Source organism: Haloarcula montana, assembly GCF_035666295.1.
GTDB classification, from domain to species: domain Archaea; phylum Halobacteriota; class Halobacteria; order Halobacteriales; family Haloarculaceae; genus Haloarcula; species Haloarcula montana.
The window spans coordinates 812986-827899 of sequence record NZ_CP142027.1 but is presented as its reverse complement, the minus strand read 5'-3'; the positions used below and the strand labels follow the sequence as shown (position 1 = coordinate 827899).

Sequence of the window (14914 nt, the reverse complement as noted above, 5' to 3'; positions counted from 1 at the left end):
CTTGCTGTGGTATAACATATGTCAATGAGGGCAGTCGTATACAAAGGTGAGAAGGAAGTTGCCGTCGAGGAGGTCGACGAACCGGAGATAGAGCACCCCAACGACGTGGTAATCGATATCACGACGACATGCATCTGTGGGTCGGACCTGCACATGTACGAGGGCCGGACAGCCGCCGAAGCGGGTATCGTGTTCGGCCACGAGAACATGGGGATCGTCTCGGAGGTCGGCGACGCGGTCAGCGACCTGGAGGTCGGGGATCGGGTCGTTGCGCCGTTCAACGTCGCCTGCGGGTTCTGCGAGAACTGTGAGAACGGGTATACGGGGTTCTGTACCAACGTCAACCCCGGCTTCGCCGGCGGTGCCTACGGCTACGTCGCCATGGGGCCGTACACGGGTGGCCAAGCCGAGAAGCTCCGCATTCCCTACGCGGACTTCAACGCGCTGAAACTGCCAGACGGTGACGAGCACGAAGACTCGTTCTCGCTGCTCGCGGACATCTTCCCGACAGGGTGGCACGGCACAGAACTGGCGAACCTCGAAGCCGGCGACTCCGTCGCGGTCTTCGGGGCGGGTCCCGTCGGGCTGATGGCGGCCTACAGCGCGAAACTGAAAGGCGCAAGCGAGATCTACGTCGTGGACCGGGTTCCTTCCCGGCTAGAACTCGCGGAGGAGTACTGCGACGCCCACGCCATCAACTTCGACGAGGGCGATCCGGTCGACCAGATCATCGAGGAGCACGGCGGCGAGGTCGACAAGGGCGTCGATGCGGTCGGGTATCAGGCTCTCGATCCCGAGCAGACCAGCAAGGGCGACGATTACGCCTACGATCCTGCCAAGGAGAACCCGGCGGTCGTCATCAACAGTCTCATCAGGGTCGTCCGGCCGACGGGTGAACTCGGCATCCCCGGGCTCTACGTCCCGGAGGATCCCAACGCACCGGACGAGATGGCCGCGCAGGGTCGTCTCGGCATCGACTTCGGACTGCTGTTCGAGAAGGGACAAGCACTGGGTACCGGGCAGTGTAACGTCAAGTCCTACAACCGACAGCTCCGGGACATGATCATCGAGGGGCGAGCCGACCCGAGTTGGGTCGTCTCCCACCGCGTCAACCTCGACCAGGCCCCGGAGATGTACGAGCGCTTCGACGATCGCGAAGCCGAGGACGGCGCGTTCACGAAGGTCCTGCTGGAGCCGTAGCGGACTCGAATCCGGTTTCCCGACAGCTCTTTATTTGTAACCCGCTAGCACACGCGTATGTGCCAGTACTGTAGTTTCGCGGACCGTAAGGCCTGGTCGGCCCTGCTCCAGTACGACGAGGTCTACCAGGAAGCCGTCGTCGCGGAGTCGGCGTCGACCTACGGGTTCCACGAGGAGTGGGACGAACTGCGCGAGGAAGTCGGGTACGGAGCGTAACCGTCTACTCCCGGGGAAACGGGTCGTCTTCGGCCGACGGCGGGTCACTGTCCCCGCCCAGACAGGCGTCTAACTCCGCCGTCACCGCGTCTTCGTCGAGGTCCCGGCCGATGACGACGAGCCGTGTCGCGGGGTCGTCCTCACCCCACTCCCCGATGGGACCGGCCCTGACCGCCGGCCCGGCCTGGCTGACTCCCAGAACCGTCTCGGGCCGGCTCGTTACCCACACGAACCCCTTGAGGCGGACGATGTCACCGTCCCAGGCGTCGAGCCACTCGTCGAACAGTTCGGGGTCGAAGGGCCGCTCCCGCCGGTAGACGAACGACCCGATGCCGTGTGCGGCCGCGGCGGGTTGGTCGCCGTGGTCGTGGTCCGACTCGCTGCCGTCGTCGGTTCCGGCGAGCGCCCGCTTCCATCCCTGGCTCCGGCGGGCGGCGTCGAAGTCGAACAACCCGGTCCCGAGCACCGCACCGGGGTCGACCTCGGAGTAGGTCGTCCGGTGGAGCCGTGCTCGCGGCTGGAGTTCGCGGACTGCTGCCTCGACGGCGTCGAGTTCCTCGTCGGGGACCATATCACACTTGTTCACCAGGAGCACGTCACAGAACTCGATCTGATCGACCATCACCTCCGTCAGTGGTCGCTGCGGGTCGGGCGCCGCCTCGGGCAGCGACTCGCCGGGATCGAACGCCTTCCAGAAGCCGAACGCGTCGATCACCGAGACGGTCGTATCGAGCCGGAACCGGTCGGGGAGACTCCCCTCGTCGGTCCCGACAGTCAGTGTCCGCGCGATGGGGATCGGTTCGCTGATCCCGGACGCCTCGACGACCAGGTAGTCGAAGGTCCGCGACTCGGCGAGCCGCGTCACCTCCGTTACGAGGTCGTCCTGGAGTCGGCAGCAGATACAACCGTTCGAGAGGTCGACCACCCCCTCGTCGGTTTCCTCGGCCAGCAGTTCCGCGTCGACGTTTACCTCTCCCATGTCGTTGACGACGACGGCGACCTGCCGCTCGCCGGGGTCGTTCAGGAGGTTGTTGACCAGCGTCGTCTTGCCGGCACCGAGCGGACCGCTGATGACCGTCATTGGGATCTCGTGCGTGGAACTCACTCTGGTTGTTAACAGGCGTCACGCCGTCTTGAAGCTTTGTCGGTCCGTTCCCACTGGCTGCCCCGATCGCACGGTTTATCCTGGTGTCTGACGACGCACACTCGTGAACCGATCCCGACGACTCGTGCCCGTTACGGTGGCGCTGCTCGTCCTCGCAGCCTCGCTCGTGCCACTTTCCGGTGGGGCCGGCGCCACTGGGCTTCCGTTCGGCCTGGGACTGACCACGCTCGGCCATCTCGCCGGCTACGGTGGCCTGACAATCGCACTCGCGTGGGGATGGCGTGTCGGGGCTGTCGGCCCGCTCGTCGCCGTCGTCGGCGTCGCCGTGGCGTTCGGTGTGGGAGTCGAACTCCTCCAGTCGCTGGTGCCGACACGACAGCCGAGCGTCACGGATGCGCTCGTCAACGGCATCGGGGCGACAGCGGCGGCAGTCGTGTGGTCGCTCGGTCGCTCAAACGTCTCTTGAGCCTCCGGAACGCCCTTTGTGTCGGCCTCTCGACTTCGTGTATGCCGACGAGACGACAGTTCGTCACCGCAGCCGGATCGGCGCTGGTCGCGCTGGCCGGGTGCCCCGAGGGCAACGATACAGACGGCAACCGGCGGACGACGGTCCCGTCGGCCACGGCGACACGCTCCCGGACCGAGCCAGGAACTGACACCGACAGGGAGACAGCGACGCCGGTGACCGACGAGGGAGATCGCGACTGGGAACCCGACTGGTCGATCGAGACCGGAGCTGACCACCTCGTCGAGCTGACCCGCGACGGCGAGTCCCTCTACGCGACGCTGAGTCACGGGGATAGCTCCGCGATCGCGGCGGTCGATCCCGACGACGAAGGGTTCGAGTGGCGGACTTCCTTCGAAGGAGACCCGGTTACGAGTAGCCACCTCGACCAATCCAACGCCCGGGACAAGTGGAGCGTCACCCCTGTCGACGGGACGTTGTACGTCGTCACTGGCGCGGTCGATGACTACGAGTGGTCGGCACTGCACGCGGTGGACCCGACGACCGGCGAGGAACTGTGGTCGCTCCGCCGCGAGCGGGAACTGGCGGTCGTCGGCGTCCGGGACGGAACTGTCGTCGCCGGTGGACTGGAGTTTTTCGTCCCGGACAGCACGCACGATACCCCCGACGAACCGCTGACTACCGTCGTCTACGGTCTCGACGCCGCGACCGGGAAGGTCCGCTGGGAGCGGTCCTACACCGCGGTTTCCCCGGCGACCACGTACGCCGGAGGCGTCGCGGTCGGGGAGCGCGACCGTATCGTCGGAATTTCCCTCGACGGAACAGAAGAGTGGAGCGTCGGGACGCCCGAACCACGCGCGCTCCTCGCGCTCGATGATTCCGTCGTCGCGGCGGTCGCCGACGGCGACTGGTCGACGATGCGGGCGTTCGATCCCGACGGGACCGAGCGCTGGACGCGCTTTCGTACCGCCGACTCGTTTCTGGTCCACGACGGGATGCTGTACGCCCTGGGCGAGTCGACGGGCGCACTCGCGCCTGACGGAACAGTCCGCTGGGAGGTCCCCGGCCACGGTCAGTGGCCACTGGTGGCCCCGGACGGGGAGACGCTGTACGCCAGGGCCGGCATCGGGATGGACACGGTCGATGCGTTCGACCTGGCCGGGGGGACGCGCCGCTTTCGCTACGAGACGCCGTCGAACAACGGGTGGCCGGCCGGTGCGACCGACGGGATGGTGGTCGCCGAGGCGATCACGCCCGAGGAAGCCGACTTCACGAGTCTGTTCGCCGTCGACGAGACGACAGGCGATCTGAGGGGCGTGTACCGACCCGCCGATACCGTCTTCGACGTCGCCGGCGTGGGCGAGACCGCCTACGCTGCCATCGGCGACGAACTGCTGGCCTTTGGCCCACCGGAGTAACGAAGCCGATATACGCGCCCGTCGGCTACCTCGTCCCAATGAGCAAGCCCAGTCCCGAAGTCTACGAGCAGGGCAAGGGCATGGACGCCCACAACGCCGTGATGCGGGAGGTTCGGTCGCGCAACGACTCCACCTACGACCCCCGCGAGCCGACCCGGGTGTGGATCGACGAGGACAACACGCCCGACGGCGTCTACCAGAGCCTGACGATCATCCTGAACACCGGCGGCTGTCGGTGGGCGCGTGCTGGCGGCTGTACGATGTGTGGGTACGTCGCCGAGAGCGTCGAGGGCGGCAGCGTCGCCCACGAGGACCTCATGGCACAGATTGACCACTGTCTCGACCACGAGGCCGAGGAGGCCGACGACGAGAGCGGCCTCATCAAGATCTACACGTCGGGGAGTTTCCTCGACGAGCGGGAGGTCCCCGCCGAGACCCGCCAGGCCATCGCCGAGACGTTCAGCGACCGCGAGCGGATCGTCGTCGAGTCGCTGCCCGATTTCGTCGAGGACGAGCGGGTGAGCGACTTCGTCGACGTGGGTTTAGAGACCGACGTGGCGGTCGGCTTAGAGACCGCGACCGACCGCGTGCGCCACGACTGCGTGAACAAGTACTTCGACTTCGCGGACTTCGAGGACGCCTGTGAGGCCGCACAGGAGGCCGGTGCCGGCGTCAAAGCCTACCTCCTGATGAAGCCGCCTTTCCTCTCCGAGCGGGAGGCACTCGACGACATGATCGCCTCGGTCCGTCGGTGTGCCGGTGTCGAGGGCTGTCACACCGTCTCGATGAACCCCTGTAACGTCCAGCGGTACACGATGGTCGAGGAACTGTACCACGACGGGGGGTACCGCCCGCCGTGGCTCTGGTCGGTCGCCGAGGTGCTGAAAGAGACCGCAGACGTCTCCGGGAGCGAAGCGACCGGAGGCTCGTCAGACGAGCAAAGCGAGTCTGACGGTGAGGACCTCATCGTCGTCTCCGATCCCGTCGGCCACGGCAGCGACCGCGGTCCACACAACTGCGGGGAGTGTGACGACCGGGTCCAGCGGGCGATCAAGGACTTCGACCTGCGACAGGACCCCAGCGTCTTCGAGCAGGTCTCCTGTGAGTGTGAGGCTACCTGGGAGGCCGTCCTGGAACGCGAGCGGAGTTACTCGCTGCCGCTGGCGCGATAACGGGCTTTTGCGGTCGCGGTGGCTACGTCCGTCCCGTCGTCGCTACCCGGACGACCCGTCCCAGCGCCACCCAGGCGACGCCGAACGGGAGAACCAGCGCGGACGTTCGAACGACGACCATCCATACGGGTAGCGGGAGTGTCGTTCCGGCCAGAACGACCAGGACCGGCACGACCGGAGTCAGGAGACACAACGCTACCGTGACAGCCGACGGGTCGGGACGCCGATGGAGGACGACACCGATCAGTCCGGTCCCACTCAGTGCCAGCGCGTAGCCGGTGATCGCCAGCCACGTACGGACGAGCCCGGCGGGGTCTCCGCCAGTGGCCGGGACCGGCACGAACCCGGCAGCGACGTACGCAGCCACTGATTCGGCCGCGAGCACTCCCAGACAGCACAGGCCCAGTCCCGTCGCGCCGAGCGCGACTCGACCTGTCCGCCCGGGGCGGCCGATAACCGTGGAGAGGCCCGCGACACCGGCCAAGAGGAGCCCGAGTCCCAGCAGGGACCCGATATCGTAGACGGTCCCCACGTACGGCCGGCTCCCGAACGTCACGATCTGGAGCCAGGGCATCGTCATCCAGCAGACGGCACCGACCGCGGCCCCGACCCCGCTCCAGGCGACCGCCCGCTTTGGCTTCGGTGGGGATTCCATACTGGCCCGTCTCTCCCCCACCGCAAAACGCTCGCGGTGGTACCACCGGCCCCTCGCAGCGAACCACCCCACTCCCCGCTGGCACTTTCACTTTCACTCCGGTAGGGTGGCTCTTATTATCGTGGCCTGCCTACTAGTCGATAGGGGCCGCCGGAACCTGTCACACGCTCCAGCGACCCCACCCTTTCCCTTTGGACACGTCCACTGATAGTGATTATTGTAGGTCTGTTCCGGATCGACTGCACGAGAGCGTGCGGTCGTCCCGGTAAATCGCTACACTAATCACTATGAGAGAAGACACATACTGACGGTTCTGGACTGACGAGTCGGTCGTCGGTGGAACCGGATCAGTTAGATCGCTACGAGACATCCCGAACGTCCGTGTCGCGGACGCCGGTCGGTCCACTTCGGTAGACTGTCCGCCGCTACTGGGCGAACCCTTCGAGGACGCCCTCGCCGTCGGTCCGACCCAGGTCTTCCAGCGAGGCCCGCTCGGGGTGGGGCATCATCACCGCGACGTGGTCGTCCTCGCCGACGATGCCGGCGACGTTGTGTTTCGAGCCGTTGGGGTTGGCTTCGGGCGTGACGCTCCCGTCCTCGTCGCAGTACTTGAACAGGACGCGGTCCTCGGCCTCCAACTCGTCCAGGCGCTCGTCGTCGATCTCGTAGCGCCCCTCGCCGTGGGCGATCGGTAGTTCGACGACCTCGCCCGCCTCGTAGTGGCTCGTCCAGGGGGTCTCGGCGTTCTCGACCCGGAGGTAGACGTGCTCACACTGGAAGCGGGCGCTCTCGTTCGTCGTGAACGCGCCGGGAGTGAGCGCGGACTCACAGCCGATTTGGGCGCCGTTACAGACGCCGAGCACCGGCGTTCCGTCGGCAGCCGCCGCGCGGATATCCGCCATGATCGGCGAGCGAGCGGCCATCGCGCCGGCCCGGAGGTAGTCGCCGTAGGAGAACCCGCCGGGCAGCATGATACCGTCGACGTCCGAAGGGAGGCCGTCCTCGTGCCAGACGAGTTCGGCGTCGAACCCCAGCGATTCCAGCGCCCGGACGGAGTCGCGGTCGCAGTTCGAGCCGCCGAATTGGATGACTGCGATCATGCTGTCTCGGTCACGTCGACCTCGTAGTCGTGGATGGTCGGGTTCGCCAGGAGCCGTTCGGTCATCTCTTCGGCGCGGTCGCCGGCGTCCGCGGCGCTGTCGGCGTCGAGGTCGAGTTCGAAGACGTCGGCCGAACGCAGGTCCGACAGCTCGAACCCGAGCCGTTCGAGGGCCTGCTGTGTCGTTTCGGCTTCGGGATCGAGGACGCCCCGCTTGAGCCGGACCGTGACGGTGGCAGTGTAGGCGGTCATTAGTGGCAACGGTGCGGTCGGCGGAGAAAACGCTTGTGTTCTCAGTCTACGGCCGTCCATTCCGTCGGTTGATCGGGGAGGCCGCTGACCCGGATCTCCTGGCCGCTCTCGGACTCCCGGAGGTCGATCCGGCCGTCGAACGCCTGTGCGATGCTACCCAGAACGCGGTCGTCGTGCGCGCTGGGGTCGATGACACAGACACCGAGCCCGTCGGCGGTCCGGATTCGACTCGTCACGGTGTTGATAAACCGGTAGACCGGCCGGACGTCGTCGCTGTAGACCAGCAGCGGCGTTAGCGTGTAGATCCCCGTCCGGACGGCGTCGAACCCTCGGGCGTACACCTGCTCGTACTGTCCGGCGTACTCGATCCCGATCCCGGTGAGATCGGCGGGCGTTCCGACGGAGGAGACGAACTCGCCGAGGTCGTCGCCGCTGTCCCCCGCACAGTCGACGACGCGGACCCGGCCGTTCGAGAGATCCTCGCCCGTCCGGTCGATGCCGGCAAGCAGTTCCCGTGCGCTCACGTCGGCGGCGATGAGGACGATCCCGTCGTCCCTGTCCGCGGTCAGCAGCTCCAGCGCGAACCGCCGTGTCCCGCCCAGTATCGGCCCGGCGACGAGGAGGCTCGTCCCGGGTTCGACCGGCGCTATCGGGAGGTCGCCGAAGTCGTACTGTCTGTCGAGTTGTTCCATCTCACTCCACCCCCTCGGATAGTCGTTTCCGCAACCGCAGTTGCTCCTGCACTTCGTCGGCGAACCGACGGAGGTCCTCGCGCTCGGCGCGGCTGTACGAGCGTGGCTCGTCGTCGATACAACAGACCGCTCCCAATGCGTTCCCCGCCTCGTCGGTGATCCGTGCGCCGGCATAGGACCTGATGTCCAGTTCGTCGAGTCGGTTGACGGCCGAGAACCGCGGGTCCTCGTGGACGTCCTCGACGACCATCACCTCGTCTGTCAGGATCGTGTGGGTACAGATCGTGTCTTCGCGGGCCAGCGTCGGCCAGTTGGCGCCGACACAGGCGATGAACCGCTCCTCGTGGGCGTCGACCAGGCCGATGAAGGCGACGTTGATGTCGAAGTGGTTCGCGATCAGCGTCGTCAGGCGATGGAACGTCGCTTCCGCACCGAGTTCGTCGATGTCGTACTCGCCGACGGCGGCGAGCCGTTCGGTCTCGTCGGCCGGAACCGGATACGCCGCTTGGTTGGACGACCGAACGGCGTTTCCGACGATATCGACCAACCGCTCGCGGGCGTTCGGGACGGTCTGTGGGACGTATTCGACGATCTGGTCCGGCCGCCCTCGCGGAAGGTCCGAGGGGGAGTCGGCGGTAAACAGCACACAGACGCAGTCCGGGCTTGCGGCCCGGACGGCGTCGACGGCGTCGAACGCGTCGCCGTCCGGGAACGTCGTCGCAGTCACGACACAGTCCGTGTCGGCGGTGACTGTCGTCTCGATATCGGCTATCGAACCGACCGAACCGACAGCCAGGCCAGCGGCTTCCAGTGTGTCGACTGTTGCTGACCGTTCGCTCGCGTCGGGGTCGGCAACGACGACAGCCGGCGAATCCACACTCACACCGTCACACTCTCTCTCTACCCTGATAGATGTGGCGCCCTGATCGACGGAAAACGAAGGCTTTTGCACTGCCCCGGTCCAACGGCTGAGCAATGAGCGTACGTACCCGACGGTGGTGGCCGTGACCCGCGGTTTCACCGAGATCACGGTCGTCGGCGACGACGATACCGGTCTCATCGCAGAGGTGACCAGCCTGCTGTTCGAACGCAGTATCAACATCGAAGACCTCGACCAGGCCGTCCGGGACGGGGTCTTCCGGATGACGATGCACGTCGACACCAGCGGGATGGTGACGACCGAGGAGACACTCCGCGAGGACCTGACGGAACTGGGCGAGAAACTCGGTGTCGACCTCCAGGTCCGGTTTCCCGCCGACCGCGAGACCCAGTCCATCGCCGTCCTCGTGACCAAGGAGTCACACTGTCTCGAAGCCCTCTTCGAGGCCTGGGCCAACGGGGACCTCGGTGCCGACATCGAGGTCGTCATCGGGAACCACAGCGACCTCCAGCCCTTGGCCGAGAAGTACGATGTTCCCTTCCACGACATCGGCGACGAGAAGGGAACCCCCGACGAGGACCAGTTGCTGGACTTGCTTGCGAGCTACGACGCCGACCTCATCGTGTTGGCCCGCTACATGCGCATCCTCTCGCCGGACGTCGTCTTCCGCTACGAGAGCCGGATCATCAACGTCCACCCGAGCCTGCTGCCCGCCTTCCCCGGCGGGTCGGCGTACATGCAGGCCATCGAGGAAGGCGTTCGCATCGCCGGGGTCACCGCACACTACGTGACGACGGACCTCGACCAGGGACCGATCATCACCCAGCGGGCGTTCAACGTGCCCGACGAGGCCACCGAGGAGGACCTCCAGCAGATGGGCCAGCCACTCGAAGCCGACGCGTTGCTGGAGGCGATCCGGCTGCACCTCAACGACGAGGTCACCGTCCACCGCGGTCGGACGAAACTCCGTGACGACGAGGTCGATGCCCAACTGGGCGCTCCGGCGGACCTCAACGAACTCAATCCCGACCGCCCGATCGACGGACTGGGCGAGTTCGTCGCCGGGGAAGACGAACCCGAGACCGAGGCCGACGACTAAACGCTCCGGGGTTTTCCGAGAACTACCGAAACCGGCCGCATCAGTTTCTTATCTACGAGTCCCCGTCGCGCCCCGGTCCGAGGACGTACGGGGACCGAGACGGGGTCTTCCGACTCAGAGGTCCCGGACGGCGTCGATCGCGGCCTCCAGCGACGGCGCGTCGAAGACGTTCCCGTCCACGTAGGCGTTCGTCCCGGCACAGTAGAGGTCTCCCATCGCGTCGATCACCGACCGGTCGAGCGGTTCGGGCGACCGTTCACAGAGCGATTTCCAGTCGGCGACCCCCTCCTCGGTGGCCCGCTGTTTGGCCTCGCTCACCGCCTCGACCCACTCGGGCTGGGTCCGCTTGTGATACTGGCGGATGACCTCCTTCGAGACCTGCTGGCCGTCGGCGGAAAAGCGGTTCTCGTCGAAGGTCCCCACCACGTCGGCGATGCGGATCTGGCCGTCGTGGTAGAGACACTCGATCTTGCCGTCCTCGTGGACTAGGCCGGCTTCCTCGGCCTGTCCGGTGACGATGTGGTTGACCGCCCGAGCGAGTTCCTCCAGCCGGCCGATGTCGGCGACGCCGGCGATCCGGTCGGCCTCCTCGCGGTCGAGATACCGGTCCTGTTCCTCGTATTTCGTCGAGAACTCGACGACCGGGGTCTCCAGGTCGACGGGCTCGTCGGGCCACTCCGCGGCGTCGAGGCCGTGGTCGGCTGGGTCGGTCCGGGAGCGCAGCGACGATCCCATGGGGACGCGGTTGCGGAAGACGATCTCTAGGGGGATCAGGTAGTTCTCGCCGGCGTCGGCGTGGTAGGCGTCGTAGTCGTAGGCCCCGTCGACGAAGGGAAGCTCGGGCACCTGCGTCAGCGAGATGACCATCTCCTCGGGTGCAGTGCCGGTCGAGAGGGCCTCGCCGAGGTTGACGGTCCCATCGTGATCGGGCAGACGGACGCCCTCGTAGTGAGTCGGGACGTGGTTTTCCTCCAGCAGTTGGAAGTTGAACGCGCCCATCGTACACAGCGAGGCGCCCTTCTCCGGAATCCGGTCGGGCATCTTCCCCCAGTCGAACACCGAGTAGTCGTCGGTGAACGCGAAGGCCCCGCGGCCCAGTTCCTCGGCCGTGGCAGGTTCGTCGATACGGAAATCCTTGACGCTCGTCATTAGCGGGGGGTTTCGGGGCGGACACAAAGACGTTTCTCACTCGGCGCTGTCCGGGACTGTCGGCCGCCGGACCCGCCCCTCGACGCCCGGAACCGGTGGTCTGGCCCGTTTGTGAGCCGTCTGCGAACACATCTCGACGAACTGGCGCGCGGTCGAACTGTCCACGCCGACCGCTTCGGCGGCCGCCTCGACAGACACGCCCTGTTCGATGATCCGGTACAGCAGTGAGTCGATCACGTCGTAGCTCGCGCCGAGGTCGTCGGCGTCGGTCTGTCCCGGACGGAAGCCGGCGGTGGGTTCTTTTCCGACGATGTGGTCCGGAACCCCGAGGTGCTCCGCCAGGGCACGGACCTCGGTCTTGTAGAGGTCACCAAGCGGGAACAGGTCGGCGGCACCGTCGCCGTGTTTGGTGACGTAACCGAGCAACAGTTCCGAGCGGTTGACCGTCCCGAGGACGAGGCGGTTCGTCCGGGTCGCGGCGTAATACGCACACAACATCCGCAGTCGGGCGATCGCGTTCTCGCGGGCACGGCCGGCCGTCGGCGTCGATCGCTTGGAGTCGGCAGGGTCGAGGGCGGGTGCGACCGTCTGGTCGAACTGGAGGAGCACGGGTCGAAGCTGGACGCGCTCGAACGGCATTCCGAGCGCGTCGGCGACGGTACTGGCTTCCAGTGCCGCAGTGGCGTCGGTTTTGTGACACGGGAGTCCGAGGCCGAGGACTCGTTCGGGACCGAGTGCTTCGACGGCGAGTGTCGCCGCTACCGTCGAGTCGAGACCACCGCTCATCGCGACGACGACGCCGTCGGCTCCCGCCGACTGGACGCGGTCCTGAATGAACGAGACGAGTGCAGATTCGGTTGCCGAGCTGTCGTCGATGGCGTCCGACAGCGGATCAGGGGGATGGTCGGTTCGTTCGTGCATGGGATATCTCTTACAGATGCAACTCCAGCCGCTACCGACGTTTACGCCTGATCCTTAAACACCTGAGAGAGTACGGATGGCTGCTAGCACGTTTGGAGCCGACCGCCCGAGGGGAACCACTTTGGTCACGGCGCGGGATACCGCAGGTGATGGCCGAGAACCTGCTCGTCGAGGGTGGTATCATCGTCGCTGCCACGATCGCGATCTGGAAAGGCAGCGACTGGCTGGAGTCGTCGAGCGAGCAACTCTCGACGTACTACGGGCTCCCACAGGTCGTCCAGGGGGCGATCGTCGTCGCCGTCGGTTCCAGTTTCCCGGAACTGGCGACCGTCGTCGTCGCGGCCCTGGGTGGGTCGATGCCACTCGGCGTCGGTGCGATCGTCGGCTCGGCGATCTTCAACATCCTGGTGATCCCAGCCGTCGCCGGGATCGCTACCGAGGACGACATCGAGTCCAACCGGACGCTCGTCTACAAGGAGGCACAGTTCTACATGCTCGCGGTGTCGGTGTTGCTCATCACCTTCGCCATGGCGGTGATCTACTACCCCGGCGGGGCGACCTTGATGGGCGACGTAACCCGACCGCTGGCACTGATGCCGCTCGGACTGTACGGCCTCTACATCTTCATCCAGTACCAGGACACCGCGGACCACCAGGCCGACGACGACGGCGGCGACATCGCCGTCGGCAGACAGTGGCTCTTCCTGCTCGCGGGGCTGGGTGTCATCCTCGTCGCCGTCGAGAGCCTGGTCCACTCGGTCGGCGTCATCGGCCGAGCCGCCGGAGTCCAGGAGTTCCTGCTGGGCGTGACGATCCTGGCGGGGGCCACCTCGCTGCCGGATACCCTGGTCAGTGTCCGGGCGGCAAAGGACGACCGCGGAGTCGCGTCGCTGGCGAACGTGCTGGGATCGAACACGTTCGACCTGCTCGTGGCGATCCCGCTCGGCGTGCTCATCGCCGGCACCTGGACGGTCGATTTCGCCATGGCCGTCCCGATGTTCGGCGCCTTGACCGGAGCGACGATACTGCTCTTTACCGCGTTGCGGACCGATCTCGCCTTGAGCGACCTGGAGTCGTACGCGCTGCTGGGTGCCTATCTCGTCTTCGTCGGCTGGGTCGTCGCCGAGTCCCTGGGGGTCGTCACGGGTATGCTGCCGGCGTAGGATACTGGCCAGAACACCCGGTCCCGCCATGCTTTTGCCTGCCCCCACCTAGTCTGAGACAGATGTCCGACGCCGTTCCGACGGGTGACCTGGAGTTCACCCACCAGCCGACCACCGACCAGTCCTTCGAGAACGCACTGGCGAAGGCGCGGGACGGCGAGCGCTTGACCGTCGCCGACGGCGTCGAACTCATCACGACCGGGACCGACCGGGACGGCATCGACCGCCGTCGCAAGGAGCAGGTGCTGGAGGCCGCCGACCGGCGGCGGGCCGAGGTCGTCGGCGACGAGGTGACCTTCGTCGCCAATCTCAACAACAACGTCACGACCGCCTGCAACACCGGCTGTCTGTTCTGTAACTTCAAGGATCGCTCCGAGCAGTTCCGCACGAGCTACCAGGAGGATCACGGGGGGTTCACGAAGAAACCGGCCGAATCCCGCGAGATCGTCGCCGATGCCGTCGAGCGCGGGATCTACGAGGTCTGTTCGGTCTCGGGACTCCACCCGGCGCTTGTGCTCGACGAGGCGCACCGCGAACTGCTGGAAGCGAGCGACCGCGAGGACCTGAACTACCGCCCGCCGGCCGAGTACGACGTCGATCCGGGGACCTACTGCGAGCAGATCCGGGCGATGGATGTCGGCGGCGTCCACGTCCATTCGATGACCCCGGAGGAGGCCTACCACGCCCGTCGGGGGACCGACTGGTCCTACGAGGAGGTGTTCCGCCGCCTCTCGCGTGCCGGACTCGACAGCGTCCCCGGGACCGCCGCCGAGATCCTCGTCGACGAGGTCCGGGAGGTCATCTGTCCGGCCAAGATCGACTCCGCCGAGTGGCTGGAAGCGATGGAGGCCGCCGCGGCCGTCGGCCTGGACACGACGGCGACGATCATGTACGGTCACGTCGAGAACGCGAAACACCGGGTACTCCACCTCCAGCGGGTCCGCGAGTTACAGGATCGAACCGGCGCGATCACGGAGTTCGTCCCGCTCTCGTTCGTCCACGAGGAGACGCCCCTCTACGAGCGGGGGCTGGTCGACGGCGGTGCCAGCCGCGACGAGGACGAACTGATGATCGCCGTCTCGCGGCTGTTTCTGGACAACGTCGACCACATCCAATCGTCGTGGGTCAAGTACGGCGACAGTCGGGGGTTGAAGATGCTGACCTGCGGGGCCGACGACTTCATGGGGACGATCCTCTCGGAGGAGATCACGAAACGCGCCGGCGGGGACTACGGGGAGTTCCGCTCGATCAGGGAGTACGCCGACATGATCTCGGCGATCGGTCGCACGCCGGTCGAACGTTCGACGGACTACGAACACCGCCGGGTCGTCGACCCCGAGGCCGATGTCGTCGGGCCACGGCTGGGGCCGAAGGCCGACGGGACGCCGCTGTTGGAGTGACCGTCCCTCCACGGGAGAGGGCCGTCC

Annotated in this window: 16 protein-coding genes; 8 read left to right on the top strand and 8 right to left on the bottom strand. The window is 66.4% G+C overall.

What is annotated here, in order from left to right; all coding sequences use genetic code 11:
* The first annotated feature begins 24 nt into the window (after window positions 1–24).
* Together VJ109_RS04375 and VJ109_RS04370 are read left to right on the top strand one after the other, a co-directional pair.
* Window positions 25–1200: a glutathione-independent formaldehyde dehydrogenase gene (locus VJ109_RS04375; RefSeq protein WP_324759306.1), complete on the top strand. Its 1176-nt coding sequence runs from the start codon at window positions 25–27 to the stop codon at window positions 1198–1200.
* Between the two features lie 57 nt (window positions 1201–1257).
* Window positions 1258–1416 (top strand): hypothetical protein, encoded by a 159-nt coding sequence (locus VJ109_RS04370; RefSeq protein ID WP_324759305.1) that lies wholly within the window; start codon window positions 1258–1260, stop codon window positions 1414–1416.
* A gap of 4 nt (window positions 1417–1420) precedes the next feature.
* Here VJ109_RS04370 and VJ109_RS04365 read toward each other — a convergent pair whose 3' ends face one another.
* Window positions 1421–2497, bottom strand: coding sequence for a CobW family GTP-binding protein (locus VJ109_RS04365; RefSeq protein ID WP_324760389.1), 1077 nt, complete (start codon window positions 2495–2497; stop codon window positions 1421–1423).
* 127 nt (window positions 2498–2624) lie between these two features.
* Between VJ109_RS04365 and VJ109_RS04360 the strand changes: the two genes are divergently transcribed.
* The 3 genes from VJ109_RS04360 to VJ109_RS04350 are packed head-to-tail and all read left to right on the top strand — an operon-like array spanning window position 2625 to window position 5577.
* Window positions 2625–2987 (top strand): VanZ family protein, encoded by a 363-nt coding sequence (locus VJ109_RS04360; protein ID WP_324759303.1) that lies wholly within the window; start codon window positions 2625–2627, stop codon window positions 2985–2987.
* 41 nt (window positions 2988–3028) lie between these two features.
* Window positions 3029–4405, top strand: coding sequence for an outer membrane protein assembly factor BamB family protein (locus VJ109_RS04355; RefSeq protein WP_324759302.1), 1377 nt, complete (start codon window positions 3029–3031; stop codon window positions 4403–4405).
* Between the two features lie 38 nt (window positions 4406–4443).
* Window positions 4444–5577 carry an archaeosine biosynthesis radical SAM protein RaSEA gene (locus VJ109_RS04350; RefSeq protein ID WP_324759300.1) on the top strand — a complete coding sequence of 378 codons (1134 nt, stop codon included), beginning with the start codon at window positions 4444–4446 and terminating at the stop codon, window positions 5575–5577.
* 22 nt (window positions 5578–5599) lie between these two features.
* On the opposite strand, the gene VJ109_RS04345 is transcribed toward VJ109_RS04350, so the two are convergent.
* The 5 genes from VJ109_RS04345 to VJ109_RS04325 form a co-directional block, all read right to left on the bottom strand.
* Window positions 5600–6232 carry a hypothetical protein gene (locus VJ109_RS04345; RefSeq protein WP_324759298.1) on the bottom strand — a complete coding sequence of 211 codons (633 nt, stop codon included), beginning with the start codon at window positions 6230–6232 and terminating at the stop codon, window positions 5600–5602.
* Between the two features lie 425 nt (window positions 6233–6657).
* The gene (gene purQ / locus VJ109_RS04340) at window positions 6658–7332 is read right to left on the bottom strand and encodes a phosphoribosylformylglycinamidine synthase I (RefSeq protein WP_324759296.1); all 675 of its coding nucleotides are present in this window, start codon (window positions 7330–7332) and stop codon (window positions 6658–6660) included.
* The gene (gene purS, locus VJ109_RS04335; RefSeq protein WP_324759294.1) at window positions 7329–7583 is read right to left on the bottom strand and encodes a phosphoribosylformylglycinamidine synthase subunit PurS; all 255 of its coding nucleotides are present in this window, start codon (window positions 7581–7583) and stop codon (window positions 7329–7331) included. Before purS ends, purQ begins: the two co-directional genes overlap by 4 nt.
* Window positions 7584–7624: 41 nt before the next feature.
* On the bottom strand, window positions 7625–8275 hold the full coding sequence (locus tag VJ109_RS04330) for a DUF7504 family protein (RefSeq protein ID WP_324759292.1): 651 nt from the start codon (window positions 8273–8275) through the stop codon (window positions 7625–7627).
* 1 nt (window position 8276) lies between these two features.
* Entirely contained in the window at window positions 8277–9158 is an 882-nt protein-coding gene (locus tag VJ109_RS04325; protein WP_324759290.1) for a GAF domain-containing protein, read from the bottom strand.
* Window positions 9159–9270: 112 nt separating this feature from the next.
* On the opposite strand from VJ109_RS04325, the gene VJ109_RS04320 reads away from it, so the two are divergent.
* Entirely contained in the window at window positions 9271–10254 is a 984-nt protein-coding gene (locus VJ109_RS04320; protein WP_324759288.1) for a formyltetrahydrofolate deformylase, read from the top strand.
* A gap of 114 nt (window positions 10255–10368) precedes the next feature.
* Here the strand turns inward: VJ109_RS04320 and VJ109_RS04315 are convergent, their stop codons facing one another.
* Together VJ109_RS04315 and VJ109_RS04310 are read right to left on the bottom strand one after the other, a co-directional pair.
* Window positions 10369–11403 (bottom strand): phosphoribosylaminoimidazolesuccinocarboxamide synthase, encoded by a 1035-nt coding sequence (locus VJ109_RS04315; RefSeq protein ID WP_324759286.1) that lies wholly within the window; start codon window positions 11401–11403, stop codon window positions 10369–10371.
* A 36-nt stretch (window positions 11404–11439) separates the two neighbouring features.
* Window positions 11440–12324, bottom strand: a complete 885-nt coding sequence (locus VJ109_RS04310) for an NAD+ synthase (RefSeq protein WP_324759285.1) — start codon at window positions 12322–12324, stop codon at window positions 11440–11442.
* Between the two features lie 149 nt (window positions 12325–12473).
* Between VJ109_RS04310 and VJ109_RS04305 the strand changes: the two genes are divergently transcribed.
* Window positions 12474–13487: a sodium:calcium antiporter gene (locus VJ109_RS04305; RefSeq protein ID WP_324759284.1), complete on the top strand. Its 1014-nt coding sequence runs from the start codon at window positions 12474–12476 to the stop codon at window positions 13485–13487.
* A gap of 62 nt (window positions 13488–13549) precedes the next feature.
* On the top strand, window positions 13550–14887 hold the full coding sequence (cofH, locus tag VJ109_RS04300; protein ID WP_324759283.1) for a 7,8-didemethyl-8-hydroxy-5-deazariboflavin synthase subunit CofH: 1338 nt from the start codon (window positions 13550–13552) through the stop codon (window positions 14885–14887).
* Window positions 14888–14914: the final 27 nt, after the last annotated feature.

Coding starts and splice junctions, on each gene's coding strand:
- VJ109_RS04375 (WP_324759306.1), top strand. CDS start 25: ATGAGGGCAGTCGTATACAAAGGTGAGAAGGAAGTTGCCGTCGAGGAG.
- VJ109_RS04370 (WP_324759305.1), top strand. CDS start 1,258: ATGTGCCAGTACTGTAGTTTCGCGGACCGTAAGGCCTGGTCGGCCCTG.
- VJ109_RS04365 (WP_324760389.1), bottom strand. CDS start 2,497: ATGACGGTCATCAGCGGTCCGCTCGGTGCCGGCAAGACGACGCTGGTC.
- VJ109_RS04355 (WP_324759302.1), top strand. CDS start 3,029: ATGCCGACGAGACGACAGTTCGTCACCGCAGCCGGATCGGCGCTGGTC.
- VJ109_RS04350 (WP_324759300.1), top strand. CDS start 4,444: ATGAGCAAGCCCAGTCCCGAAGTCTACGAGCAGGGCAAGGGCATGGAC.
- VJ109_RS04345 (WP_324759298.1), bottom strand. CDS start 6,232: ATGGAATCCCCACCGAAGCCAAAGCGGGCGGTCGCCTGGAGCGGGGTC.
- purQ (WP_324759296.1), bottom strand. CDS start 7,332: ATGATCGCAGTCATCCAATTCGGCGGCTCGAACTGCGACCGCGACTCC.
- purS (WP_324759294.1), bottom strand. CDS start 7,583: ATGACCGCCTACACTGCCACCGTCACGGTCCGGCTCAAGCGGGGCGTC.
- VJ109_RS04330 (WP_324759292.1), bottom strand. CDS start 8,275: ATGGAACAACTCGACAGACAGTACGACTTCGGCGACCTCCCGATAGCG.
- VJ109_RS04315 (WP_324759286.1), bottom strand. CDS start 11,403: ATGACGAGCGTCAAGGATTTCCGTATCGACGAACCTGCCACGGCCGAG.
- VJ109_RS04310 (WP_324759285.1), bottom strand. CDS start 12,324: ATGCACGAACGAACCGACCATCCCCCTGATCCGCTGTCGGACGCCATC.
- VJ109_RS04305 (WP_324759284.1), top strand. CDS start 12,474: ATGGCCGAGAACCTGCTCGTCGAGGGTGGTATCATCGTCGCTGCCACG.
- cofH (WP_324759283.1), top strand. CDS start 13,550: ATGTCCGACGCCGTTCCGACGGGTGACCTGGAGTTCACCCACCAGCCG.